The sequence below is a fragment of the Paenibacillus sp. FSL R7-0179 genome (assembly GCF_038002265.1).
Taxonomy (GTDB): domain Bacteria; phylum Bacillota; class Bacilli; order Paenibacillales; family Paenibacillaceae; genus Paenibacillus_AQ.
The window spans coordinates 3,323,819-3,349,940 of the sequence record NZ_JBBOCC010000001.1; the positions used below are offsets into that span (position 1 = coordinate 3,323,819).

Below are 26,122 nucleotides of genomic sequence, written 5' to 3' on the forward strand. Positions count from 1 at the left end.
TCATGGACTCGCCGGGCCCGGCGGACGGACAACCGGATGGGCAGGCGCGCCGGATTCTCCCGGATGCCGCATCAGGTTGTCTGCTGTAGGGTATGTCCGGATGCTCCGGCCCGAATAATCCATTCGTCCAAGAAAGCCACAAAAAGGGCAGAGGTTACCCCTTCACCGCTCCCGCCGTAAGTCCGCTAACAATGTACTTTTGGCAGAAGATATACAGGATTAGCACGGGAAGGGAGGTTAACACCAGATCCGCGAAGATCAGGTTCCAGTCCCGGCTGTACTTGCCGTAGAAATTATACACCGACAGCGGCATCGTCCAGTCCGAGCTGTCCGTCAGGAAGTAGAGCGGAATGGTGATGTCGTTCCAGACGGACATGAACACCATAATCGCTACGGTGGCGTTGACCGGGACGATCAGCGGGGTCACAATCTTGAAGAAGACATCGAACGTATTAGCCCCCTCCAGAAAAGCAACCTCATCCAGTGCCTTCGGAATGGACCGGATGAATCCGCTATACAGAAACACGCTGAACGCCGTATTCAGCGAGGCGTAGATCAGGATAACGCTGGTGATGCTGCCGTAGAAGCCCATCCACTGCACGACACGGATCGTGGTGATGGTCGACATCGGCGCGATCAGGCCCATGAAGAAGAACATATACAGGAAGCCTGACATTTTGGTCTCCCGGCGCACCAGAATTAAGGAGGCTGCCGAGGAGGTGAAGATATTCAGCACGGATGAGATGCCGGTAATCAGCATCCCGTTCAGGAATGCCCGTCCCAGACCGCCTTCGCGGAAGACGGTCGTATAGTTGGAGAATTTCCATTCCTCCGGGAGCCGCAATGAGAACTTCAGCACCTCGGAGCTGGTCATGAAGCTGCCGAACAGCATAATCAGGAGCGGCAGGATGATCAGCAGCGAGGCCAGAATCAGGAAGCCTTCGACCAGATAGTTGCGCCAGGCCATTTTACGGGAAAAGCTCATTATTCCGATACCTCCTTACGCCGCATGAAGATCAACAGTGGAATGGCGATGACCGTTACGGCTGCGAACAGCAGGGTGTTGACGGCTGTGCCCAGCCCCCAGCTGCCTTCACCGAAGGAGCGGAGGATGATCGTGCCGACCACCTGAGAGGCATTACCGGGTCCACCGCCGGTAAGCACGAACACCTCGGAGAATACCTTGAGGCCGCCGATCAGCGTCAGCATCAGGTTGATATTGATCGCAGGGAGCAGCAGCGGAATGGTGATGCTGCGGAAGCTGCGCCAGGAGCCGGCCCCGTCAATGGTTGCGGCTTCATAATATTCCTTGGAGATCGACTGGAGCCCGGCCAGATAGATGGCCATCTGAAAGCCGGTATGCTGCCAGATGGACACAAATGCCACGGTCCAGATGACCAGCGCCGGATTGGTCAGCCAGGCCTGGCTCAGCGACGGCAAGCCAACGGCTTCGAAGATGCGGTTAATCGTCCCGTCGGAGCGCAGCATGGGCGTGAACACAATGCTAATAACCAAAACGCTCAGGATCGACGGAGAGTAGAAGACCGCCCGCAGCAGGTTTTTGGATTTTAGCTTCATGTTCAGGCCGACCGCAAGCGCGATGCCGAGCAGATTTTTGCCGAGCACGGTAACGATGGCGAAGATCGCTGTATTTTTCATCGCAAGCAATAGGGTTCTATCCGTGAAAATCCGCTCGAAGTTATCCCAGCCGATGAACTTAATGGCTTCCCGGTCCAGCCGCCAGTCCGTGAAGGAATAGAAGAGTCCGATCAGCGCCGGCAGCACGAAGAAGATAGAATAGATCAGCAGCGCAGGCCAGATCAGGTAATACGAATACAGCTTCTTGGATACGTTCATCTCTTCACACTCCTATATAGCCCAGGACAGAATAAAGCCCCGAGCGGACTTTATTCTGCCTGCGGTATGGTTTATATGATTGAATAGCGGATTAGAAGCCTTCCACGCCTTTGTCCTTCATCAGCTGGCTGAATTTCTCATCCCAGGCCTTAAGCACGCCCTTGGCGTCCAGGCCGCCGGCGAATTCATCCTGAAGCAGACGGTACAGCTCGCTGCGGTCCACGATCATGTAGGCATCGGTGGTCAGCGTAGTCTTTTTAGGCGTGATATATTGATCGACAATCTCTTGCTTGTAGTCCGGGAGCTTCGGTGTCGTCACATCGCTGAAGTTGGAGACGGAGCCTTGGCTGTCAACCATTTTCTGGGCGACCTCTTTGCTGGCGAGGAACTCCAGGAACTGCTTCGCTTCGGCCATGTGCTTGGCTTTCTTCGGAATGAACAGCTGGCCGCCCAGTGGACTTGCGCCAAGATTCGCATCCTCTGAAGATGGAATAGCGAACAGGCCCAGATGCACATTCGGGTCCTTCTCGGCCACGTTTACAATCAGCCAGTCGCCCATGAACATCATCGCCGTTTCCTTGTTCAGGAATTTACCTACCGCCATATCGTAGCTGTCACTGAGAATGTCGGTGTTGGTGTAGCCTTTCTTGTAGACCTCATACTGCTGATCGAGGAAGGTAGCGAACTCGGGAACATCGGACCACTTCTTGCGGCCGGCATTAATGTCCTCGAACAGGGAAGGCTCGTTCTTGGCAGCCCAGTCGGCAAAAGCAGCCGCCGGCCAGATATTCGCCGCCCAGTTATCCTTAAACGGCATGAAGACCGGCGTAATGCCGCTGGCCTTGATTATCTCGCAGACCGCCAGGAACTCCTCGTAATTCTTCGGAATCTCTAGCCCCAGATCTTTGAAAATATCCTTGTTGTAGACGACGCCCTGCATCCCGGTATCCTGGCTGTAATGGAAGCTGTAGACGTGATCGTAAGCCGAGAGCACATCCTTATTCAGCAGACGGCCCACCCAAGGCTCGTTATCGAGAATCTCGAAATTACGCTCCAGATTCAGGTCCGTAGTCGCACTGGCGAGATTGTATTGAATCAGATCCGGCACCTCGTCAACGGCCAGCTTGGTCTGTAATACGGTGGCGGTCTGCTCTGCCGGAAGCAGCTGCAGATTGATTTTGATATTGGTTTTCTGCTCGAACTCATCCAGCACATCCTGAGCCACGAACGCTGAATCCTGCGAGCTTTTGGAGATGGCCAGTTCAATGGTTACCTTTTTGCCGCTGCCGCTGCCGCCTCCGCTGTTACCGCCTCCGCTGTCCGTTGCCGCAGCATTGCCCTTGCCTGAATTGTCAGAGCCGCATGCCGCCAGCGTTAAGGTCATGATTCCAGCGAGCAGGCCTGTTGCGATTTTCTTCATTTGCTTACTCATGTGATCGCCCCCGTAGTGAATTTTCTGTGAACTGAATCCGTTTACATTGCCCATTATAGAATGAGGACGGCGCAAGGTACATGTTTGTACTTGACACTTTCTGTGTAATATTCTGAACTCCGGGACGGCTTGTCATTTCGTCCGATTGGTTGTAAAGTAGGCAGCATCCTAAGATTCAGGGGGGCTTTAGCTTGGCTACTTTTTACGACAGACTAAGCAAGAGAAGGGTTCAGGCCAGTCTGCAAACGAAATTCTTCTTCACCTTCATGCTGCTGCTGCTGATTGTGCTGGGCTGCTTCCTGGTCTATGTGAATTATATGGTGATCCAGCCGCTCAAGGACAAGACGGAGAACGAAATGAAGCTGGCGGCTGTCCAGGTCAGCGATCAGCTGAACCTCTACATCAATAACCAGAACCAGCTCTCCCAGCGGATTCTGTCGAACAAAGAGGTGTTCACGCTGCTGTCCGCAGGCGATTACTCACAGCTTACCCTTGAAGGGCTGACCCGGAGCCGCAGGCTGAAGGACATCATGTTCCAGGCGCTGGGGCCGAGTCTGAACATTGAGGATATGATGATCTATGATCTGACCGGGGAGCGGGTGGCCTCTTATATCGGATACGCGGATAGCCCGGCTTCGCTCAGGCCGTTTCTGGAAGAGAGCAGCCAGCTGCCGACCTGGAATGCAAGCGGTTACGCGCTGTACCGGCAGGGGGCGGATGCCATCTCTTTTGTGCGGGCGATCAGGAACCAGAATGGTCAGGTGTTCGGCTATCTGGCGGTGCAGCTCGACCAGCGGTACTTGAACAGATCTGCTGCGGGCCTGGCGGGCGGCAAGGTCTATATTATGGATCAGGACCAGCGGCTGGTCTCCAGTTCTCCGGCACTGCGGGAAGGGGAGAAGGTCCCCGAATTCGCAGCGTCTCCCTCTGAGTCTGCAGCAGCTAACGGAATCTATCTGAGCAGCGGCCAGAACTATGTGGCTTACCACCGCTCTGCCGAGACGGGCTGGACCACCTATGTGGTGAATCCCAGGAATGTGGTGCTGGGCCCGGTCAATTCGGTGAAATACCTCTCTATTCTGCTGATTACCGCGCTGATTCTATTCTCGTTCATCTTCATCTACTTCTCGACCCGGAACCTGCTGCTTCCGATCCGTAAGCTGCGCAGCCAGATTCTGCGGATGAACTACAGCAACCTGAATATGAAGGCGGGCCCGCGTACCCACAACAATGAGCTGATTCAACTGAATAGCGCTTTTCAGGAGCTGCTGGAGCGGTTACAGGAATCTATCGAACGGGAAAAGCTTGCGCTGCACGAAGAAGTGAAGTCGCGGAATTCCGCCCTGCAGGCCCAGATCGCGCCGCATTTTATCCACAATGTGCTGTATCTGATCAGTATTGCCGCCCAGGAAGGAAAGAATAGCGTGGTGACCGAAATGTGCAAGCATCTCTCGGACAGCCTCCGTTATATTGTATCCTCCCCTTATCAGCATGTGACATTGACGGAGGAGCTGAAGCATACCGGGCATTATTTGTCCCTGATTCAGCATAATTTCGAGGATGACCTGGAGTGGGAGATTGACGGGGACGGGGGCCTGGAGCGGATTGAGCTGCCCCGGCTGGTGATCCAGCCGTTCGTGGAGAATTGTATCGAGCATGCCTTTAAGAATACGGACCCTCCTTGGAGGATTGAGGTGCGGGTGAAGGTATATAACGGCCTGTGGGCCATCGAAATCCGGGATAACGGAGAGGGCTTCGCGCCGGGCAGGATCAGGGACATTCTGGACAATATTGAGGACTCGGATTCCGGGGTCAACGAGCTTCGGCATGATACCTCAGGGATTGGCAATATGGGGATTGTGAATACGGTGAACCGGCTGAAGCTGATGTACAGGAACCGGCTGTTCTTCAACATCTACAACCACTTGGACGGGGAAAAGGGTGCCACGGTCCAGATTATCGCATCTATGAGTAAAGACTTCTACTAGAGCTAGGGAGGGACCGCTATGTATACCGCTATCATTGCCGAGGACAGCAAGCCGATTCTGCGGAATATTGAGGCTCTTATGCAGTCCATGGAGCTGCCTGTTAGCATCGCCGCCACCGCCTCGAACGGGCTGGATGCGCTTGAATATATTCGCGCGCATCCGGTGGATATCCTGCTGACCGATATCCGCATGCCCAAGCTGGACGGACTTGCGCTGATCGGGGAGTGCAGGCTGGTGAATCCGGCGCTCAAGGCAGTGCTGATCAGCGGCTACAGTGATTTCGAGTATACGCGCAAAGCGCTGAATCTGCAGGTATTCGATTATCTGCTGAAGCCGGTGGAGCGGCAGCAGCTTGCCGAAGTCATGCAGCGGCTGGTCGCCCATCTGCAGGAGCAGGAGGGCAGCAGAATGGGGCTGCCGGAGGGATTGGCCTCACCCGGGCCGCCCCGGCCTAAGAGCAGCGAGGAGCTGTTCCGGCAGCTGGAGCAATATTTGCAGGAGCAGCTCTACGCTCCGCTCTCCATTACGGAAGTAGCGCTTAAGTTCCACGTAAGCCCTTCCTATGTCAGCCGGATCTTCAAGCGTTATTCGAACCAGACCTTCGTGCATTACAGCATGCGGCTGAAGATAGCCGAAGCCTGCCGGCTGATTGCGCTCCGGCCGGAGCTGAAGGTCAAGGAGCTGTCGGAGCTGCTGTCCTTCGGCGACCAGCACTATTTCTCTAAGGTGTTCAAGGACTATACGGGCGTAAGTCCTACGGAGTATAGGGGAGGGGAGCGGCAGCAGTAGCGGGTATGAGGAGCGGTAGCGACCGTCTGAAAGCTTTCTACTGGAAAGCTCGCATCGGCAGGATGACTATATTCTGGATCAGTCATAGGAATGACTTCGCTGATTTCACCGAACACATGTACAGCGCATGGTCATCTGGGCCAAATGTGGTCGAAAAACCGACTACATTCGGTGCGATAGATACGAAGTGGGCCGGATAAGGTCGAAAAACCGACTACATTTGGTGCGGCAGAGACGAATGGGCCGGATAAGGTCGAAAAACCGACTACATTCGGTGCGATAGAGACGAGTGGGCCGGATAAGGTCGAAAAACCGACTACATTTGGTGCGGCAGAGACGTGCGAGCCGGATAAGGTCGGAAAACCGATCACAATAGGGATGCCGTAGGCATTTTGTTCAAATATAAGAATTTATATGTTGCACACGATAATTTATTCTTCTATTTCTCGCTGAAACGGTACCGTCCTTTAAAAGGACGGCGAAGCCGTTTCCACTTGCTGAGACGGTAGCGCTGAGGATAGGCGCTGCCGTTTTCATTTGCCGTATTTTCCGGGTGGAATGCCCGTGATGTTCTTGAAGGTGCGGATGAAATTGGCATAATCATTGAAGCCGGACAGGTAGCAGGTATCGGACACAGAGTTGCCGGCGGACAGGAGCTGCTTGGATAACGCGATCTTTTTGAGCAGGACATAGCGGTAGATGGTGCCGCCGGTCTGCTGCTTGAACAGATGGCTGAGATAATATTTATCCAGTTTCAGCTCCCCGGCGATATGCCCCAGCGACAGATTCAGGTGCAGGTGGTTGTCGATATAACTCATCGCAGACTGAATATGGGAGGAGATAATGCTGGGCACGGCGGCACGGGTGCGGCTGTACAGCTCGTTGACCAGCACCAGAATCTGAATTAGGTACGTCAGGGCCAGCACCTCGCTGCCGTACTGCTTGCGCTCCAGGGCTGTAATCAGCTGTGAGGAGAGGGCGGTGTACTCTGAGAGCAGCGGCTCCTCCATCCGGGCCAGGTTATTCTCCCCGGGCTGGCGGTTCTGGAAGCAGGCCAGCAGATTCGTGGTCGCCGTACAGAACGGATAGACCAGCGGTGCTTTGAAATGAATGGTCAGCCGCTCATAAGGCTCGGGGGAGCGGTTAATGATTTTATGAATCTCATGATTGTTGAATAACAGGACGTCGCCTCGCTCCAGCGGATAGCTGTACTGGTCCACGAAGCCGTTCACGCTGCCGCCCAGGAACAGGAAGATTTCATAGTGGTCATGGATATGGAAATCCCTCGTCGGAGAGATCGGAGAATTGCCGATCCCGGCCAGAATATCGCCGTCGAAGGTTTCATAATACCGGGCATGCTTCAATAGTCACAGCTCCTTTCATGTTGATCACAACATACGCAATAAATCATCATTATTCGCAAAGACATTGCAATAATACCACAATACACTAGAGAAGAAGAATACCTGAGAGGGTGGAACTAGGGATGAGTGGGATAGAACAGCGTAAATACTGGCTGGATACGATGCTGCGGATTGGAACACCGGTCCTGGAGGCGCTTGCCGCACGGAAACTGAAAGAACGGTTACCTGCGGAGTTTCATAGCGGGCGCAGCCAGTTTGCACATCTGGAGGCTTTTGCAAGGCTGGCATGCGGAATGGCTCCCTGGCTGGAGCTTGAGGGGCTTGAGGGAGAAGAAGAGCGCTTAAGAGCCCGTTATGCCGGGCTGCTGCTTGAGGCAATTGATGCGGCGGTCGATCCGCAGTCGCCTGACTATATGGAATTCAAGACCGAAGGCCAGCCGCTGGTCGATGCGGCATTTCTGGCCCATGCGCTGGTGCGTGCACCGAAAGCGGTTACAGCCCGGCTGGACGCACGGGTCAAGGGCAATCTGATTGCGGCGCTGAAGCAGACGCGGCGGACCGCTCCCAGCGGCAGCAATTGGCTGCTGTTCAGTGCGATGGTGGAAGCAGCCTTATATCTGCTGGGCGACCCGGATTATGACCGGATGCGGGTGGGCTATGCGGTCCACATGTTCATGGACTGGTACAAGGGTGACGGAGTATACGGAGACGGGAAGGATTTCCACTGGGATTACTACAACAGCTTTGTCATTCAGCCGATGCTGGTGGATGTGGTTACCCTTTTCGAACAGGAGAATGAGGAGTATGCCCGGCTTAGACCCTTGGTCCTGCAGCGGGCGCAGAGATATGCATCTGTGCTGGAGCGCAGCATTGCCCCGGACGGAACATATCCGTTCCTTGGGCGTTCTATTGTCTACCGGTTCGGGGCATTTCAGCTGCTGTCGCAGGCGGCGCTCCAGCATTTCCTGGAAGACTCGCTGCCTCCGGCCCAGGTGCGCTGCGCCTTGACCGCTGTCATTAGCCGGATTATGCAATACCCGGGCACGCTGGATGAGAACGGCTGGCTGCAGCCGGGGATCTACGGCTATCAGCCGGAGCTGGCCGAGAGCTACATTAATACGGGCAGTCTGTATCTGTGCGCCGCCGTGTTCCTGCCGCTGGGCCTTTCTCCTGCTGACCCCTTCTGGTCGGGCGGGGACATGAAATGGACGGCACGGAGAATCGCAGACGGCGAGAACGTGATGCGGGACCATGCTTTGGAATAAGGAGTACAGACAGACTGAACATGAGAGGGAGCTTAGGCATGAACATACAGGAACTTAAGGCAATCGTAGAGAACATGAAGCCGGCAGATCTCAGCCTATATTATCCGCAGGGAGATTCGGCTGCTTTTTGGAGTAAGGCAGCATCTTCTGAAGTGCTGCAGGCCAGTATCAGTGAGATTCGCGCAGAAGCACAGCGGCTGGAAGGGCGGTCTATACCGCTGCTGAAGTATAGTTTGTTTACCCTTTTCCGGCAGACGGGGTCGAGACTGGAATATGAGCGCCCTTATTTTGAACGCAGAAGAAGGCTGAATACGTATGTGTTCCTTAGTCTGCTGGAGCCGGAGAACGCAGCAGCTCTGGAGCAGCTTACAGATATTCTATGGGCGATCTGCGATGAGTACACGTGGTGTGTTCCCGCTCATCTTCCTGAGAAGCATGATGCTGCTGAGATTAACCGGCATATCGATCTGTTCTCCTCCGAGACAGGCTTTACGTTAAGCGAGTGTCTGCTGCTGCTCGGGGAGCGTCTCCCGCTGCTGCTCCGCTCCCGGATACGCAGTGAGGTGGAGCGCAGGATTTTCCAGCCGTTCCTTGCGCATGGCCCGTATTTCTGGGAGACCTCCACTCACAATTGGGCGGCAGTCTGCGCGGGTTCTGTGGGTGCTGCTGCACTGCTCCTTGTGAAGGACAAGGACCTGCTGGCGGATATTCTCCTGAAGACAGAGAGCAGCATGAATTATTATCTGCAGGGCTTCGGGGAAGACGGGGCCTGCCAGGAGGGGCTGGGCTACTGGAATTACGGATTCGGCTATTTCACTTATTACAGTGATTTGCTCCGTTCAAGAAGCGGAGGCAGGCTGGACTGGTTCAAGCAGGTGAAGGTGGCACAGATCGCCCGCTTCCAGCAGCAATGCTTTATGGACGACAGCTATGTCGCCAATTTCTCTGATTCTGTCCCCCGGGTGCGGGTGCATATGGGACTCTCCCATTATCTGGCGGACGTCTATCCGGATGTCCTGCGCCCGCCGTCTGCGCTGCGCGCCCCGTTCACGGAGGATCACTGCAGCCGCTTCGCACCGGCGCTGCGTAATCTGATCTGGACAAGAGCCGGGCAGGAGAACGAGTCCTGGGAGGCAGGCAGCAGCTATCTGCCTGATGCCGCTTGGCTCGTATCGCGGCATGTCTCTGCTGCGGGCGCCTACGGCTTCGCGGCCAAGGGAGGCCATAACGACGAGCCGCATAACCATAATGACCTGGGCCAATTTATTCTGAGCGGCCGGGGGGAGATTTTCGCGGCTGATCTGGGCAGCGGAGAGTACACGGCGGACTATTTCGGTGCCGGCCGTTACGGCTATGACTGCAACGGGTCGCAGGGCCATAGCGTGCCAATTATTGACGGCCAGTTTCAGGGGGCCGGCCGGGAGTTCGAGGCAACGGTGCTGCATGCATCGGCGGCGGAGGTGAAGGATGAGCTGACGCTGGAGCTGGCCCGGGCGTACCCGGTAGCCGGACTGCAATCCCTGGTCCGTTCGCTGGTCTGGCATAAGGAGGAGCTGCCCCGTCTGGAGCTGACTGACACCTATCAGTATGACGGAGCTCCGGCAAGCTGGACGGAACGGTTCGTAACGTGGCACAGACCGGAGCTGTCGGCTCCAGGGCTAGTACTGCTACCGGGTGCTGAAGGACACGGCGTTCAGGTAACCTACGATCCGCAGATCATGCGGCCGGAGATTACCGCACATGTGTACCAGGACCACTATGGCCAGGACACGGTGTGGCATAGCCTGGACTTCCAGGTTCTCCAGCCCGGGGCAGAGGGCGTATTGGTGCTTACTTTTGAGTTTATGTAAGACGCACGGCACGGGTACTACATTCACATAAAGGCGGGATTCAAATGAACAGAACCATAGATCAGACTTGGGTAGATGAGGCTTGGGGTAAGGCGCTGGAGAAGACGGGAACGAACAGCATCAGCATCGGGGCCGAGTTCCCGCATGCCAGTCAAGGCGGCAAGTATGTCCTGGAAGTGCCGAGCTGGTGGACTGCGGGCTTCTGGCCGGGCATGCTCTGGCAGCTCTATGCAGGGAGCGGAGATGAGAGCCTGAAGGCTGTAGCCGAGCGCTGCGAGGAGCGGCTGGATGAGGTGCTGGACGGCTATGTGAAGCTGGACCATGATCTTGGCTTCATGTGGCTGCTGACCAGCGTTGCCAATTACAAGCTGACGGGCAGAGAAGAATCACGGGTTCGCGGGCTGAAGGCCGCCAACTATCTGGCCGCCCGCTTCAACCTGAAGGGCCGCTATATCCGGGCCTGGAATCCCTGGAGAGAAGGCGAGGACAACAGCGGGGTGGCCATTATCGACTGCAGCATGAACACCAGCCTGCTGTTCTGGGCCTCCGAAGTCACCGGAGACCCGCGTTACCGGCATATCGCGGAGGCGCATATGGATACGGTGCTGGAGCATTTCATCCGGCCGGACGGCTCGGTCTATCATATTGTCAGCTTCAACCCGGAGACGGGCGAAGTGGCAGAGAAGCTGGGCGGACAGGGCTATGCGCCGGAATCGGCCTGGTCGCGCGGTGCGGCTTGGGCACTATACGGGTTGGCGCTGGCCTATCACCATACAGGCAAGCTGAGCTATCTGAATGCGTCCAAGCAGGTTGCACATTTCTTCCTGACCCGGCTGCCTGAGGATCAGGTACCGCACTGGGATTTCCGCGCTCCAGGTGAGGTTGGTGAGATCCGCGATACTTCAGCCGGTTCCTGCGCAGCAAGCGGTCTGCTGCTCCTGGCCGGGCTGGTGGAAGAATCTGAGGCTCATGTCTACCGGAACGGGGCGCTTAGAATCACGGAATCTCTCTACCGCAATTACGGAACTTGGGACAATCCCGGCGAACAGGGGCTGCTGCTTCACGGCACCAGCAACTATCCTGAGGACCGGAACATCGATGTGCCGCTGATCTACGGGGATTTCTTCTATGTCGAGGCACTGGCCCGGATCAAGGGAGCAGGCCCGTTCTACTGGGAGTAGGAGGAGTATGACAATGACGAATAATAAGATGACTCCGGTAATTGGAAATCCGGCGGCAGGCGGCCTGGCGAGGGGCAATCTGGCAATTCAGAGCAATCCGCTGAAGACTCGCGGCGATCTGCTGGCTGCCCTTGACCAGCTGACAGAGCCGCTTCAGCCGCTCTATAGCAGAGGCAGCGCCAGACTTGAGATCGGAATTACGGGAGCTAGCTATCCGGCAACCACTGCCGGAATGGAAGGCTTCTCCCGGGTGCTCTGGGGAATGATTCCGTTGCTCGCCGGAGGCGGGGAAAGTAGGCTATGGGCCACTGTGCTGGAGGGCATCCGGCACGGCACCGATCCGGCCCATGAGGAATATTGGGGCAATGTGAGAGACTATGACCAGCGGCTGGTCGAGATGGCCGCCTTCGGCTTCGCGCTGGCGGCTGTGCCGGAGCATATCTGGTCCCCGCTTGCTCCGCAGGAGCAGGAGCATCTGTACAACTGGCTAAACCAGATCAATTCCCATCCCTGCTACGACTGCAACTGGCTGTTCTTCAACGTGTTAGTGAATGTCGGCTTCCGTACGGTAGGACGGCCTTATGATGCGGTGCAGCTGGAGAGGAACCTGACGCGGATGGATGCGTTCTATCTGGGGGAAGGCTGGTACAGCGACGGCGTTAACGGACACTGTGATTATTACGGGCCCTTCGCCATCCATTACTATTCGCTGCTGTATGCGAAGCTGATGGAACGGGAAGACCCGGAGCGTTCCCGTTTGTTCAAAGAACGCGCCCGGCTGTTCGCTGCTGAATTCATCGGCTGGTTCGCCCCGGACGGCGCTGCGCTTCCCTACGGCCGCAGTCTGGCCTACCGGTTCGCCCAGTCTGCATTCTGGAGCGCCCTGGCGTATGCAGAGGTGGAAGGCTTCCCTGCCGGAGTGGTCAAAGGTATCATCCTGCGCAATCTGCGCTGGTGGTTCCGCCAGCCGATCTTCGATGCTGCGGGTGTACTGACGATCGGATACACGTATCCGAATCTGGTCATGGCAGAGAATTATAATGCTCCCGGCTCGCCTTACTGGGCGCTGAAGACATTCCTGCCGCTTGCCCTCGGCGCGGAGCATCCGTTCTGGAGCGAACCGGAGCTGCCGCTGCCGGAGCTTCCGGCATTGAGTGTGCAGCTTCCGCCGCATCTTGTTCTGGTCCACGAACCGGCTTCCGGTCATGTGGCCGCCTTCAACAGCGGGCATTTATCTACCAATGAGCATACGCATACCTCAGCCAAATACGAGAAATTCGTCTATTCCACGGGCTTCGGATTCAGCGTTCCCCGCTCAGAATGGGGATTGTCACAGGGTGCCTATGATTCTATGCTTGCGCTGAGCGAAAGGGGAGATAACCTCTACCGGGTACGGCGCCGGAATCTGCAATCTGAGATCACGGACAACGTCCTGCGGTCGGTCTGGAAGCCTTGGACGGACGTTGAGGTGCACACCTGGGTCATAGCAGGACTGCCCTGGCATATTCGCATTCACCGGCTGGAGACAGGACGGACGCTGGATGCAGCCGAGGGAGGGTTCGCGCTGGGACAGGAAGCGAAGCCTGCGCAGCAGTTCGGCGGAATCGGCACAGCGGCAGCTACTGCATGGGGCACAAGCGGCATCAAGGGGCTGACGGGCTACTCGAAGGCTGAGTTAATCTGGCCAAATGCAAATACGAACCTGCTTCGTCCCCGGACAGTGCTGCCAACCTTAACGGTCTCCCTAGAGCCTGGAGTTCATTGGCTGGCCTCCGCCGTGTACGGTGATCCTTCAGTAGATGGATCTGCCAACAGTACGGGCGAAGTCAGCTCAATTCTGGACCAATCGCCTGAAGCAATGCTGAGGGTTAAGTTCAGCAAGGAGCGCATTTCAATTACCACTATTGGCGGGTCAGAGATTATAGTTCCGTTACAATAAAACATTAGCTGCATCTTCAATAGGACGTCGGCATTGGATTTAATATAGTGGAAATAGCAAGTGGTTTCGTCTCTGAACCCATTCATTAGTCTAATCAAGCGCTATGTATAAGTGCCATCTGTACAACTAAATCATCTGATGTATAGCCGAATAACCGTTTAGGTGTATTTCATACAATTAAACTGCCTCAATAATCGGTTTTTCACATATTGGGGCAGTTTTAGCTGTACAGAATACAACTAAAAGAGTAATTCTGTCCCTTTTACTGTTTTTAAATGTACAGAATACAACTACACCGAATATTCGCTTCGAACGCCCCCAGTCAACGAATGCCCCCGACCTACCCTACCTCTTTTAGCCACCTGAACATCGTAACCCGCCCAACCTACCCTATCTCTTTCAGCCACCTGAACGTCCCAACCCGCTAAACGTCCCAAGTCGCCCAACACCGCCTCCTTTACAAATTACAAACTCTTGCTAGTTAGACCATGGAGTCTGTAACCGCTCTCCCGATATAATGTGATAAGTATGCGAAGACGAAAGAAGCGGAGGATATGAGAGCATGATATCGGACGAGAAATTTATCATTGCCGCCCCGGAAGGGGCGGTTCAGCTATATCTGGACCCGAAGGGGACTGACTATAAGGGGCTGCGCCGGGTGGCGGAGTCTTTGTGTGCGGATATCAGACTGGTTAGCGGAATCGCACCTGCAATACTCACCCAAGCAGAGCAGCTCACGGGCACTGTTATTATCGCCGGGCCGGCCGGCGGGAACGGGCTGATCAGCAGGCTGATTGCAGAGCACCGTCTGGATGTCTCTGCTATTGAAGGCAAGCGGGAATGCTACCGGCTGCAAATTATAGAGCAGCCGCTACCGGGAGTGGAGCGGGCGCTGGTCGTTGCGGGCAGCGATAAACGCGGGACGATTTACGGCATGTATGCTATTTCTGAGCTGATCGGAGTGAGTCCGTGGGTGTATTTTGCCGATGTGGTTCCGCAGCAGGTGGAGAGTCTGGCCCTTCCCGCAAGCAGACTGAACCGCAGCTCCAGAGAGCCGTCAGTGAAATACCGGGGGATCTTCCTTAACGATGACTGGCCTTCGCTCGGCTCCTGGGTAACCCATGCCTTCGGCGATTTCAATGAGCATTTCTATGACAAGGTATTCGAGCTCATTCTGAGGCTGAAGGGGAATTTCCTGTGGCCGGCGATGTGGAGTGCGGAATTCAGCCTGAACGGGGCAAGCAGTCCGATTGCGAATGCGGTGCATGCGGATGAATACGGCATTGTGATGGGGACCTCGCATCATGAGCCGCTGTTCCGGGCCGGCAGTGAATGGCAGAAGGTCTATGCGCAGTACGGGACAAGTAACCTGTGGGATTTCCGCCGGAATTCCCGGGCAATTACTGCATTTTGGGAGGACGGACTCAAGCGCAATGGGGCATATGAGAGCCTGGTGACGCTCGGCATGCGGGGCGAGAGCGACTCGGCGCTGGAAGGCTCGGACCAGGAGAATATTGAGCTGCTGAAGCAGATTATCCTGACCCAGAAGGCGCTGCTGAAGCAGTATAACCTGGAGCATCTGCCGCAGGTTCTGGCTGTCTACAAGGAGGTTGAGACCTACTGGTACGGTACATCCGAAGCGGAGGGGCTTAAGGACTGGGATGTTCTGCAGGATGTAATCATTCTGCTGTCGGACGATAACTTCGGCAATCTGCGCAAAATCCCGGAAAAGCATGAGCAAAAGCGCTCCCCTGGCTGGGGAATCTACTACCATTTCGACTATCACGGCGGTCCCCACTCCTATGAATGGGTGAATACCACTCCGCTGGAGAAGGTGTGGGAGCAGATGACGATGGCGTTCGATTACGGCATCCGTGAGCTATGGGTGGTGAATGCCGGCGATCTGAAGCCGATGGAACTGCCGGTCTCTTATTTCCTGGACCTGGCTTATGATTACGAGGCTTGGGGAACAGATGCGGTTAACCGGACGGCGGAGTATACGGAGCGCTGGACCAGGCAGCAGTTCGGGGCCGGAGCCCGGCCGGAGACGGTTGCCGGAATCGCCCAAGTGCTGGCGGATTACACCCGGATGAACGGGCGCCGCAAGCCCGAGATTATCAGGCCTGATACCTTCAGCCTGCTGCATCATCAGGAGGCGCAGCGATTGCTTGCCGAGGCGCTCCGTCTGGAGCGGGCAGCGGCAGCGTATGAGCTGGGGCTGCCTGAAGCGCTCAGGGATGCATATTACCAGCTGGTCTATTATCCCGCAGCCGCTTCCGCCAATGTGAACGCTATGCAGATCTATGCCGGATTGAACAGGCTGCATGCAGGGCGCGGGAGTATATTAGCTAATAGCTATGCTGTTCTTGTGGAAGAGGCCATTCAGCGCGACAAGCAGCTGGAGCAGCGCTATAACACAGGAATCTCGAACGGCAAATGGCAGGGCATGATGAGCTCCCCGCATGTCGGCTATGTCCGCTGGGATGCGGAGGGCTGGAGCTATCCTGAGGTCAGCAGAGTGATCCCCGGCCGGGAGGCCGCAATGATTGCAGGGGTGGAGGGAGTAGAGCAGGGATACACAGCAGGGACCGCCGCGCTCCCGCCGTTCACCAATCTGCTGCAAGAGCGATACCTGATTACCGTCAGCACGGGCGGAGCAGGGTTCCAGTATCAGGCGGTAAGCAGCGCAGACTGGATCAGGCTGGAGCAGGAGCAGGGCTGGATAGACAGCGGGGCGGAGATTGGCGTAACTGTGGACTGGACGAAGGTAACGGGAGCCTTAACAGGCGAGATTATCCTGACAGGTGCCGGAGGAAGCGTAACGGTTACTGTTGCTGTGGACTGGACAGATCTTGAGGGATTCGAGCCGGCTACTTTTATTGAGGCTCATGGAGTGGTGTCTATGGAAGCGGAGCATGCCATCAGCCGCGTATCGCGCGGCGGGGTGGAATGGAAGATTATCGAGAACTACGGACGGACGCTGTCAGCTGTCAAAATGTTCCCGGCCGGCGTCTCCTTCGGCCGGCCGGAGAAGGCCCCTTACCTGGAGTACCGGCTGTTCGTCCGGCACGAGGGTGAATACCTGCTTAGCGTCTTCCTGGCGCCGACGAATCATTTGTCGCCGGTCAGCGGGTTGAGGTATGCTGCCGGGTTCGACGGGGAAGCGCCGGTCACCGCCGATGCGCTGCCGCCGGATTATGAAGGCGGCAATCACAGCAACGGGCCTTGGTGCCGCGCAGTAATGGACAATGCCCATGTTTCCGTGACCCGTCACCCTCTGACAGCGGGGCAGCATACCTTGCGCTTTTACGGCCTGGATGCCGGGCTGGTCCTGCAGAAGCTGGTGCTGTCCCGCGGGCCGCTGCCGGCATCCTGTCTGGGGCCGCAGGAGAGCTTCCTGACCCCTCACTCCGTATTGCTGCGGAACTGATTGGGTGTGAGGCCTTTATACTTTTTGAACACCTGATAGAAATATTTCGTATCATTATACCCGGACTGCAGAGCGATATCCTCGATCCGCATTCCGGGATCTTTGAATAGCTGGCAGGCATGCTCAATGCGGACCTTGTGCAAATAATCGATGAAGCTGATCTTAAGCTGCTGCTTGAACAGCAAGCTTAAATATCCGGGGGTAATATAGATCTCCCTGGCAACGATCTCGCGGTTGATATCCTTCATGAAGTGCTCGCCGATATAGCTCTTGGCCGCTTCGAGCAGCTTGTTGCTGTTCTTCTTGGACGTCAGATGCTCACTGACCCGCTCTGCCGTCTCCAGCAGCGACTGGAACAGGTTATCCAGACTGGAGCGGGACAGGACATGGATCAGCTCGGTCAGATTCTGCCCGAAGACTTTATTTACATTGACATTGTTCTCAATACATAATTTATACAGGGCGAAGAACAGGGCGAAGCTCGACTTGATCACCTGGTCCCTGGATACCGTCTCAGGCTTCAGGGCTACATTGAACAGCGTGAGCTTATCGGCAATGTCGCCGGGAGAACCGCCGCGTACCGCCTTCAGCACTTCCTGCTCCTCATGCAGGGGATAGGAGGACTGAGAGGACTCGGCATCGAATTCCCCGCTGTACTCCACGATTTTAGCAATGCCAGTGTAGTTGGTTGTATTCAAAGCCTGGCAGGCCTCCACGAAGGAGTGGCGCAGATGCTCAATATTCTTGTCAATGCTTCCGATCCCGGCGGACACAGTGAACTTCAAGAAGCTGGCGATATTCTCCTGAATAATCCGGATATAACCGCTTAATTCAGCCTGATCCGGCAGCTCATCCGTATTCAGAATCAGCACAATATCGTCCTGATGCTCGAAGGCAACACACAGCACAGTCTCCGGCAGCGACTCCTCGCAAATATTCTTCAGCCCGTACTTCAGCAGCTCCGTATCCTCATGCATATACTTCTCATGCAGCAGCTGGAAATTGTCGATCCGCAGCAGAATGATGCCGTACAGCAGATAAGGGAAAACCAGCTGGTTCATCTTCAGATTAGCCAGCAGCCGGGAATACGAGGGACTCTCGGTGAGAATGAGCTGGCTTAACGTCTTCTCCTTCAGCAGGGGCAGACTCTCCCGGAAGCCTTGCCGCAGATGCTCAAGCGTACTAATCTCCAGCTTCTCCGATTGAATCTGCTCCGTGATGGCCAGCACAGTGCTCAGAATCTCCTGCCGGCGGCTCGGCTTCAGCAGATAGTTGCTGACTCCCGACCTTATGGCTTGCTGGGCATAGGCGAAATCATCGTATCCGCTCATAATGACAGATTTGACGCTGGGGTATTTCTCGGAGACAATCTTAATTAACTCCAGTCCGTCCATTTGCGGCATCCGGATATCCGTTAGCATGATATCGACCGCATAGGTATCCAGAAGTTCAAGTGCCTCCAGTCCGTCTCTGGCTTCGCCTGCAATATGGATGCCGTGCGCCTGCCAGTCAATCAGGGTCGTTATGCCTACCCGCGCCCGCTCCTCATCATCCACAATAATCATATTATACAAGGGACCATCCCCTCCGATCTGTATTTGTATTGTCTGTCCGCCTGGCTGTGTCTATTCTTGCATGTCATTTACGATCACCGGTACTACGATCTCTACGCGCGTGCCCTCTCCGGGAACACTGGTATAGTTCAAGGCATAGTCACCTTTATAAAAATGCTTCAGCCGTGCCTGTACATTCTGCACCGCATAGCCGCCGACATCCCGGGCAGTGTACACATCTGTCTCGTCAGGCATGGCAAGAAGCTTTTGCAGCGTCTCACTGCTCATCCCGCCCCCGTTATCCTCGATCACGAACCTTAGCTGATCTCCGGTCCGCTGTCCGCTGATACTAATCCGTCCGCCGCCGCGCTTGCGTTCGATGCCGTGGATCAGTGCGTTCTCAATGAAGGGCTGCAGGCTGAGCTTCAGGATGACATAGGGGTACAGCTCCTCAGGAATGTCGATCACATACTCCAGAGATTCCTGGAACCGCATCTTCTGGAGCGTAAGGTACAGCTCAATCAGCTCTTTTTCCTTGGCTACGCTGGTGAAGCTCTTGCCTTGATTCAGACTTAACCGGAACAGCCGGGAGAGGTTGATGACCATCTCGCTGATCTTGTCCTGTCCTGCCGCCTCCGCTTCCCAGAAGATCGTGTCGAGCATGTTGTAGAGGAAATGGGGGTTGATCTGGGATTGCAGCGCCTTCAGCTCCGCTTCCTGCTCCTTCAGCTTCAGCAGATAGGCGTCGTCCACAAGCGCCTTGATGTTGCTGACCATATTATTGTAGCCCCGGCTCAGCTGGCCGATCTCATCCCAATATTTGATCTCCACCTTCTCCTCGAACTGCCCGTTCTGGAAGCGCCGCATGGACAACAGCAGCGTCTTGATCGGCGCTGTCAGGAAGGAGGAGAAGAACATGAGCAGAGGAATACTAAGCACCAGGCTGGCTAATACCATAATGAGCACTGCCGATTTAATGGAATTCAGCTCCCCGGTCAGCGAAGAGAGTGGAACACTGTACAGGGTAATCCAGCCATCCTCGTTGATGTTGTAATTCAGCAGCGTATCCTTACCCTCCAGGCTGACAATGGTGTTGCCGGATCGGATGCCGGCCTTCCCCTGCTTCATCACGAAATTTACGGCTGCGGGACTATAGGTCTCTTTGCCTGCCGACAGCAGCTGTGTGCCCTGTTCACTCAGAATGAGGATGCCGTGATCCTTGTCATACAGATTTGTCAGATAGGTTCTGCGGATGGTCTCCAGATTAATGCCGACGAACACGAAGCCGATCCGGTTCCCGTTCACAATATCACGGATAATCCGGGTCATGCCGAGCTTGTCATTGCGGTTGCTTTGAATGAATACATTGTTCTCTTCTGTCAGCGGGAACCAGTAGGAGGCACCATTTAAGGCAACGGTCTGTTTATAAGTATCATTTGAGGTAATTTTGCTCAAACTATACGCACCGCTGCTGTCATCGGTGGCAACCTGAAACAGCGGCTCGGACAAGCTGCCGTACAGAGCCAGATAGTCGAAGCTTCCGGTCACCAGCATCTGGTTCATAATCGACGCAGTAGGTCCGTTATAGAGCTGGTTCTCGATCTTCGCGGAATCCGGGGTATTGCTCCGCAGAGTGTCCTGGACGACTGGAGCGAGGCTGAATACCGTGACCCAGTCGGCTAACGTCTTTTGCATACGGGCGAGATTACTGTCAATCTGCTTGAGCACGCTCTGGTTGGAATTGCTCACCTTATTGATAATCTGCTGCTTGGAGATCTTATAGGAATAAGCGCCGAGCGTGCAGGCCACCCCGGTAATCAGCAGGAAGATCAGTATGGTTATCTTGTATCGCAGGTTCAAATTCAAGTAGTAGCGCAGCACAGGATCACTAACCTTTTTGTTTTTTATCTTATGCGCAATGCCGAATATACACAAGGGAGCTGACAAACGAAGTCGACAATTTTCAACATTACTCTCTTTTTCTCTACTGACCCTGACTCTGATGCTCTGGTACGATGTGTTCAGAAACAAAGAAAGCAACCCACGATCCATAACAAATAGGGGGAATTGACATGGTTATGAATTCAAAATCCACACGTAATATACTGCTGGTTACGGCCCTTGCGGCGGTCTCGGTGCTTAGCGCATGCGGAGGCGGTAATGACAAGAACAATAATGCAGGCAGCAGCACGAACGGCGGTACAACTGGCTCTACCGACAAGGAAGTGACGCTGCGTCTGTTCTCGAACCTTCCCGACCGTAAATCCGGCCAGGGGCTGGCAGAGCAAATGGTAATCGACAACTACATCAAAGCGAACCCCAATGTGAAGATCGATATCGAGACCCTCGCCGAGGAGCCGTTCAAAAACAAGCTGAAGGCGTACATGGCCTCCAACGAAGCATTGGATGTGACCATGGTTCACGGCGGAGCAGAGCTGAATACGCTGGTACAAGCCGGCTATGTGAAAGAGCTGGACCCTAAGGAATATGAAGGAGATACTTATAAATTCCTGCCGGGCGTGTACAAATCTTTTACCTTCAATGATAAGCTGTATGGCTTGCCGCGCAACAGTGACTATGAAGTGATCTATTATAACAAAAAGCTGTTCGATGACAACGGCATCAAGATTCCTACCACCTACGCCGAATTGCTGGAAGCAGGCAAGCAGTTCCGCGCCAAAGGCATTGAGCCGATGTCGATGAACGGTAAGGACCTGTGGAGCTTCGCGGCCTTCTTCCAGGACCTTGTGGTACGCCTTACCGGCGATCAGAACCTGATGCTGGATGCGGTAGCGAAGAAGAAGAATTTCACTGGCGACGAGAATTTCACCAAGGCTGCTGAGCTGCTGGCCCAGGCCAGAGACACCAAGCTGTTCCAGGAATCGTTCATGACAGCAGACTACGGCGCTTCCCAGAACCTGTTCACGCAAGGCCGGGCTGCTATGTGGTATATGGGCTCTTGGGAAGCAGGGATGGCAACGAATGACAAGCTGCCGGAAGACTTCCGCAACAATGTGAATGTCCTGAAATTCCCGGTTGTTGAAGGCGGCAAAGGCAAGGACACCGATCTTCTGGCCTGGAACGGCGGCGGATATTCACTGGTGAGCAGCTCGAAGCATCCTGAAGAAGCCAAGAAGTTCTTCGACTATATGATGTCCGCCGATCAATGGGCCAAGATTGTATGGGATACCGGAGCGGCTGTACCGGCACAGAAATATGAGCTTACCGGCAAAGAGAGCGAGCTGCAGAAGCAGCTGACTGAAGTCCTGACAGGCGCTACCAGCACAGCGGGTTCTATCGCCCTCGACTCCGGTACACCTAAGTTCAAGGATGATGCACAGAATGCCTTCGGCAAGTTCTTCGCCGGCGGATCAACACCTGAGCAGCTGCTGGCCGATCTTCAAAAGGCTGCGGAAACACAATAACAGATCACAAATACAGATTATAGATTACTACTATAGAGAGTGAAAGGAGACGGGGCGGGAAGCATTCTTGCCCCTCTCTAATCTTAAGGATGGAGTTGGAGTTCCATGCAAAAAGTATTTAACAACAAAATGGCAATCTTTCTGTTCGTCTTTCCGGGGATTCTCCTGTTCTCCCTGACCTTTCTCGTGCCGATTGTGCTTAGCGCGTATTACTCGTTCAGAGACACCCTGTCTCCGGGAACGCCCTCGGCATTCATCGGATTCGCCAACTATACGCAGCTGCTGTTCCACGATTCACGGTTCTGGCTGGCGCTTAGAAATGCTGTACTGCTCGGTTTGGGCTTCATCCTGATCCAACACCCGATTGCCATCTTTTTTGCCATTATGCTGGACCGCCTCGGCGGTAAGGCAGAGAAGTGGTTCAGAACGATTTTCTTCATCCCGTGTGTCATTTCTGTAGTCGTTATTTCAAAAATGTGGCTGTCCCTGCTGGACCCTACCTTCGGCGCCTTCAACAAAATGCTTGATTCCCTGGGGCTTGGAATGCTTAAGCATGCCTGGCTGGGGGATAGCAGCACCGCGCTGATCTCCATGCTGTTCATCCTGATCTGGGCCGGCTTCGGCTGGGGATTGCTGTTCTATTATGCAGGACTCAAAGGCATTCCCGATGATTTGTATGAAGCCGCTTCACTGGACGGAGCCTCCGGCTTCCGATTGCACTGGCGGATTACAGTTCCGCTGCTGTCACCGGTTATTACGGTGCAGATTACTTTGGCTATGATTACCGCCTTGAAACAGATGGAAACCGTGTTCCTGACCACTAACGGCGGTCCCGGTGATTCCACCCAATTCCTGGCTGTGTATCTCTATAACAAGGCGTTCTCGGCCAGCCAATATGGTTATGCCAACGCCATTTCAATTCTGTTCATTATTGTCTGCCTGCTTGCCACCTATATCAGCAACAAACTGACCCGCAGTGATGCGACGGAATTCTAAGGAGGAATCACCATGACAAAAAGCACAAAAACCATACTATGGGTGTTCTTCCTGATCGTCGCCCTGGTCCAGCTGTTCCCGCTCATCTGGCTGATTGATTTCTCGTTCTTAAGCAGCAATGAGTTCTACTCCTCCAGCGTCCTGAAATGGCCGAGTGATCCCCAGTGGCAGAACTATATCAATGCCTGGGTGGACGGTAAATTCCTGCGCTACTTCATTAACAGTACCTTCGTTACCTCGGTAACCATTCTGTTAACAGTGATTCTGTCCCTTACGCTGGGCTATGCCTTTACCCGTATGCAGTGGAAGCTGCGCCCCATTTTCTTCACCATTATCCTGCTGGGGATTATGATTCCGATTCATGCGACCCTGCTGCCTAACTTTGCCATCTTCAAGGCGCTGGGACTGACCAATTCCTATCTGGGGCTGATCCTGCCTTACACCGCAGTGTCTGTACCGCTGGGGACCTTCATCCTGACCGGCTTCATGCGGAGCATTCCGAAGGCGATGGAAGAGTCCGCTGTAGTAGACGGCGCGAACATTTACCGGATTGTCTTCCAGATCATTGCACCGCTTACCGCGCCTGCACTGGTTACGGTCATCGTTACAACGTTCCTGAACTGCTGGAATGAATTCATTATGGCATCGACCTTCCTCAGTAAAGATGCGCTGAAGACGCTGCCCTTCTCGGTCATGAACTTCGCCGGCCAGTATTCCTCAGACTACGGCTCACAATTTGCGGTCATGGTGCTGACATCGATACCGGCCATTGTCATCTACGCCATTTTCAATGAACAGATTACCAAGGGTGTGACAGCAGGTGCGGTAAAAGGCTAAACTTAAAGCGAACCAAGCTCTATGTGTATGCTAACAAAACTCTTAGCGTATGCTTCCGTAGCTAGTTTTGCGAAGAGAATTCAGGATGTGTATGCTAACAAAACTCTAAGCGTATGCTTCCGGAGCCAGTTTTGCGAAGAGATTCAGGATGAATATGCTATCAAAACTTTCAGGAGGACTATAATGGATCACTTGTTATACGGCGTTGCTTATTATGATGAATACATGCCTTATGACCGTCTTACGCAGGACATCCAAATGATGAAGGATGCGGGCATTAATACCGTCCGGATCGCCGAATCCACCTGGAGCACGCATGAGCCGCAGAACGGGGTATTCGACTTCTCTTCTGTACAGAGAGTGCTCGATGCGATGCATGAGGCCGGAATTCATGTCATTGTGGGAACACCTACCTATGCGGTGCCGGCCTGGATGGTCAAGGAGCACCCTGAGGTGCTGGCCGTGACTGTGAAAGGGGAAGGCAAATATGGCGCCAGACAGATTATGGATATCACTAGTCCGGCGTATCTGTTCCACTCGGAGCGGATCATCCGCAAGCTGATGGCTGTGGTACATAAGCATCCGTCAGTCATCGGCTACCAGATCGATAATGAGACCAAGCATTATGAGACAGCCGGACCGAACGTCCAGCTTAGATTCGTCAAATACATGAGGGAAACCTACGGAACACTTGAAGCCATCAACCACCAGTTCGGTCTGGATTACTGGAGTAACCGGATCGACAGCTGGGAGGACTTCCCGTCCATGGTGGGGACGATCAACGGCAGCTTGGGGGCGGAATTCGCCCGGTTCCAGCGGGGACTGGTGAATGAGTTCCTGGCATGGCAGGTCGGAATCGTGAATGAGTATAAGCAGCCGGGGCAGTTCACCACCCATAATTTCGATTTTGAGTGGCGGGGGTATTCGTTCGGCGTTCAGCCTTCGGTGGATCATTTTGCGGCTTCGCAGCCCTTTGACATTGCAGGCACAGATATCTATCACCCGTCTCAGGATCAGCTTACAGGTGCCGAGATTGCCTTCGGCGGAGATATGACCCGCTCGCTGAAGCAGGATAACTACTTCGTGCTGGAGACCCAGGCGCAAGCATTCCCCGAGTGGACGCCTTATCCGGGACAGCTGCGGCAGCTGGCGTTCAGCCATCTGGGCTCAGGCGCTTCAATGGTCGCCTACTGGCATTGGCATTCGATTCATAATTCCTTCGAGACCTACTGGAAGGGCTTGCTCAGCCATGATTTCCTGCCGAATCCGGTATATAAGGAAGCCCAGACTATCGGCGCGGACTTCAAGCGGTTAAGCGATCAGCTTATCGGACTGAAGAAGAGCAGCAAGGTGGCCGTTATGGTCAGCAATGAAGCATTGTCAGCGATCGAATGGTTCAAGCTGCCCGGCGGTTTGATCTATAACGATGTGGTCCGCTGGATGTACGATGAGCTCTATAAAATGAACATCGCCTGCGATTTCATCCAGCCGGGAAGCCCGCGCCTCAGCGAGTATGAGCTGGTTGTGGTTCCTGCACTGTATGCCGCCGGGGACGAAGCACTCCAGCAGTTGAATGACTACGTCCGCAGCGGCGGGCATGTGGTCTACTCCTTCAAGAGCGGATTCACTGATGAACAGGTGAAGGTACGTCACACGGCGCAGCCCGGGATCATTCATGAGGCCTGCGGCATTGCTTACAGTCATTTTGCCACGCCGAATGCGGTTACGGGACTTACCGGCAAGCTGTTCCCTGAGGGAGACGAAGCAGGCGTTCACACCGTCCACACCTGGATGGAAATGATCGTTCCCGGTTCAGCGGAGGTGCTGGCCAGCTACGATCATCCCCAGTGGGGCGAATATGCTGCCGTCACCCGTAATACCTTCGGCGAAGGAACAGCCACCTACATCGGTTGTATGACCGGACCTGCCGCACTTGCGGAGATCCTGCGCGACACGCTCCAGCTGGCCGGGTTATGGGGTGCGGACCAGCAGCTGTCGTTCCCGCTCATCGTGAAGTCCGGCGTGAACCGCCAGGGCCGCACTATCCGTTACTACTACAACTACTCCGCCCAGCCGCTCAGCTTCAAGTATCCGCATGAGGCTGGTCAGGAGCTGTTGTCCGGCGATACGGTCGGGCAGGATGAAGAACTTACACTTGATGCTTGGGGCGTTATGATTATTAATTAAACGGGGCACTCCTGTTATACAATAGCTCT

Annotated in this window: 17 protein-coding genes; 11 read left to right on the forward strand and 6 right to left on the reverse strand. The window is 54.7% G+C overall.

Going from position 1 to position 26,122, the window contains the following annotated elements:
• Nucleotides 1-154: 154 nt before the first annotated feature.
• The 3 genes from MKX63_RS14540 to MKX63_RS14550 form a co-directional block, all read right to left on the reverse strand.
• Nucleotides 155-985, reverse strand: a complete 831-nt coding sequence (locus tag MKX63_RS14540; RefSeq protein WP_341017902.1) for a carbohydrate ABC transporter permease — start codon at nucleotides 983-985, stop codon at nucleotides 155-157.
• Nucleotides 985-1,857: a carbohydrate ABC transporter permease gene (locus tag MKX63_RS14545; protein WP_341017903.1), complete on the reverse strand. Its 873-nt coding sequence runs from the start codon at nucleotides 1,855-1,857 to the stop codon at nucleotides 985-987. Before MKX63_RS14545 ends, MKX63_RS14540 begins: the two co-directional genes overlap by 1 nt.
• 91 nt (nucleotides 1,858-1,948) lie before the next feature.
• Entirely contained in the window at nucleotides 1,949-3,289 is a 1,341-nt protein-coding gene (locus tag MKX63_RS14550) for an ABC transporter substrate-binding protein (RefSeq protein ID WP_341017904.1), read from the reverse strand.
• Nucleotides 3,290-3,480: 191 nt separating this feature from the next.
• Here MKX63_RS14550 and MKX63_RS14555 point away from each other — a divergent pair, with 191 nt between their 5' ends.
• Entirely contained in the window at nucleotides 3,481-5,277 is a 1,797-nt protein-coding gene (locus MKX63_RS14555) for a sensor histidine kinase (protein ID WP_341017905.1), read from the forward strand.
• 18 nt (nucleotides 5,278-5,295) lie between these two features.
• Nucleotides 5,296-6,066: a response regulator transcription factor gene (locus MKX63_RS14560; protein WP_341017906.1), complete on the forward strand. Its 771-nt coding sequence runs from the start codon at nucleotides 5,296-5,298 to the stop codon at nucleotides 6,064-6,066.
• 533 nt (nucleotides 6,067-6,599) lie between these two features.
• Here the strand turns inward: MKX63_RS14560 and MKX63_RS14565 are convergent.
• Nucleotides 6,600-7,430, reverse strand: coding sequence for a helix-turn-helix domain-containing protein (locus MKX63_RS14565; protein ID WP_341017907.1), 831 nt, complete (start codon nucleotides 7,428-7,430; stop codon nucleotides 6,600-6,602).
• Between the two features lie 122 nt (nucleotides 7,431-7,552).
• On the opposite strand from MKX63_RS14565, the gene MKX63_RS14570 reads away from it, so the two are divergent.
• The 5 genes from MKX63_RS14570 (at nucleotide 7,553) to MKX63_RS14590 (ending at nucleotide 17,095) form a co-directional block, all read left to right on the forward strand.
• Nucleotides 7,553-8,695 carry a DUF2264 domain-containing protein gene (locus MKX63_RS14570; protein ID WP_341017908.1) on the forward strand — a complete coding sequence of 381 codons (1,143 nt, stop codon included), beginning with the start codon at nucleotides 7,553-7,555 and terminating at the stop codon, nucleotides 8,693-8,695.
• A gap of 38 nt (nucleotides 8,696-8,733) precedes the next feature.
• Nucleotides 8,734-10,545, forward strand: a complete 1,812-nt coding sequence (locus MKX63_RS14575; protein WP_341017909.1) for a hypothetical protein — start codon at nucleotides 8,734-8,736, stop codon at nucleotides 10,543-10,545.
• A gap of 44 nt (nucleotides 10,546-10,589) precedes the next feature.
• Complete coding sequence (locus MKX63_RS14580) at nucleotides 10,590-11,726, forward strand: glycoside hydrolase family 88 protein (protein WP_341017910.1); 1,137 nt, start codon at nucleotides 10,590-10,592, stop codon at nucleotides 11,724-11,726.
• Between the two features lie 28 nt (nucleotides 11,727-11,754).
• Nucleotides 11,755-13,665, forward strand: a complete 1,911-nt coding sequence (locus MKX63_RS14585; protein ID WP_341018654.1) for a DUF2264 domain-containing protein — start codon at nucleotides 11,755-11,757, stop codon at nucleotides 13,663-13,665.
• 562 nt (nucleotides 13,666-14,227) lie between these two features.
• The gene (locus tag MKX63_RS14590) at nucleotides 14,228-17,095 is read left to right on the forward strand and encodes a glycosyl hydrolase 115 family protein (protein ID WP_341017912.1); all 2,868 of its coding nucleotides are present in this window, start codon (nucleotides 14,228-14,230) and stop codon (nucleotides 17,093-17,095) included.
• On the opposite strand, the gene MKX63_RS14595 is transcribed toward MKX63_RS14590, so the two are convergent.
• Both MKX63_RS14595 and MKX63_RS14600 read right to left on the reverse strand, forming a co-directional pair.
• Nucleotides 17,071-18,660: a response regulator gene (locus MKX63_RS14595; RefSeq protein ID WP_341018655.1), complete on the reverse strand. Its 1,590-nt coding sequence runs from the start codon at nucleotides 18,658-18,660 to the stop codon at nucleotides 17,071-17,073. The genes MKX63_RS14590 and MKX63_RS14595 overlap by 25 nt on opposite strands.
• Before the next feature lie 60 nt (nucleotides 18,661-18,720).
• Complete coding sequence (locus MKX63_RS14600) at nucleotides 18,721-20,514, reverse strand: sensor histidine kinase (protein ID WP_341017913.1); 1,794 nt, start codon at nucleotides 20,512-20,514, stop codon at nucleotides 18,721-18,723.
• 206 nt (nucleotides 20,515-20,720) lie between these two features.
• On the opposite strand from MKX63_RS14600, the gene MKX63_RS14605 reads away from it, so the two are divergent.
• From MKX63_RS14605 to MKX63_RS14620, 4 genes are all read left to right on the forward strand, one after another.
• Nucleotides 20,721-22,073 carry an ABC transporter substrate-binding protein gene (locus MKX63_RS14605; protein WP_341017915.1) on the forward strand — a complete coding sequence of 451 codons (1,353 nt, stop codon included), beginning with the start codon at nucleotides 20,721-20,723 and terminating at the stop codon, nucleotides 22,071-22,073.
• A gap of 105 nt (nucleotides 22,074-22,178) precedes the next feature.
• On the forward strand, nucleotides 22,179-23,069 hold the full coding sequence (locus MKX63_RS14610) for a carbohydrate ABC transporter permease (protein ID WP_341017917.1): 891 nt from the start codon (nucleotides 22,179-22,181) through the stop codon (nucleotides 23,067-23,069).
• Nucleotides 23,070-23,081: 12 nt separating this feature from the next.
• The gene (locus MKX63_RS14615) at nucleotides 23,082-23,906 is read left to right on the forward strand and encodes a carbohydrate ABC transporter permease (protein ID WP_341017918.1); all 825 of its coding nucleotides are present in this window, start codon (nucleotides 23,082-23,084) and stop codon (nucleotides 23,904-23,906) included.
• Nucleotides 23,907-24,089: 183 nt separating this feature from the next.
• Nucleotides 24,090-26,093: a beta-galactosidase gene (locus tag MKX63_RS14620; protein ID WP_341017919.1), complete on the forward strand. Its 2,004-nt coding sequence runs from the start codon at nucleotides 24,090-24,092 to the stop codon at nucleotides 26,091-26,093.
• Nucleotides 26,094-26,122: the final 29 nt, after the last annotated feature.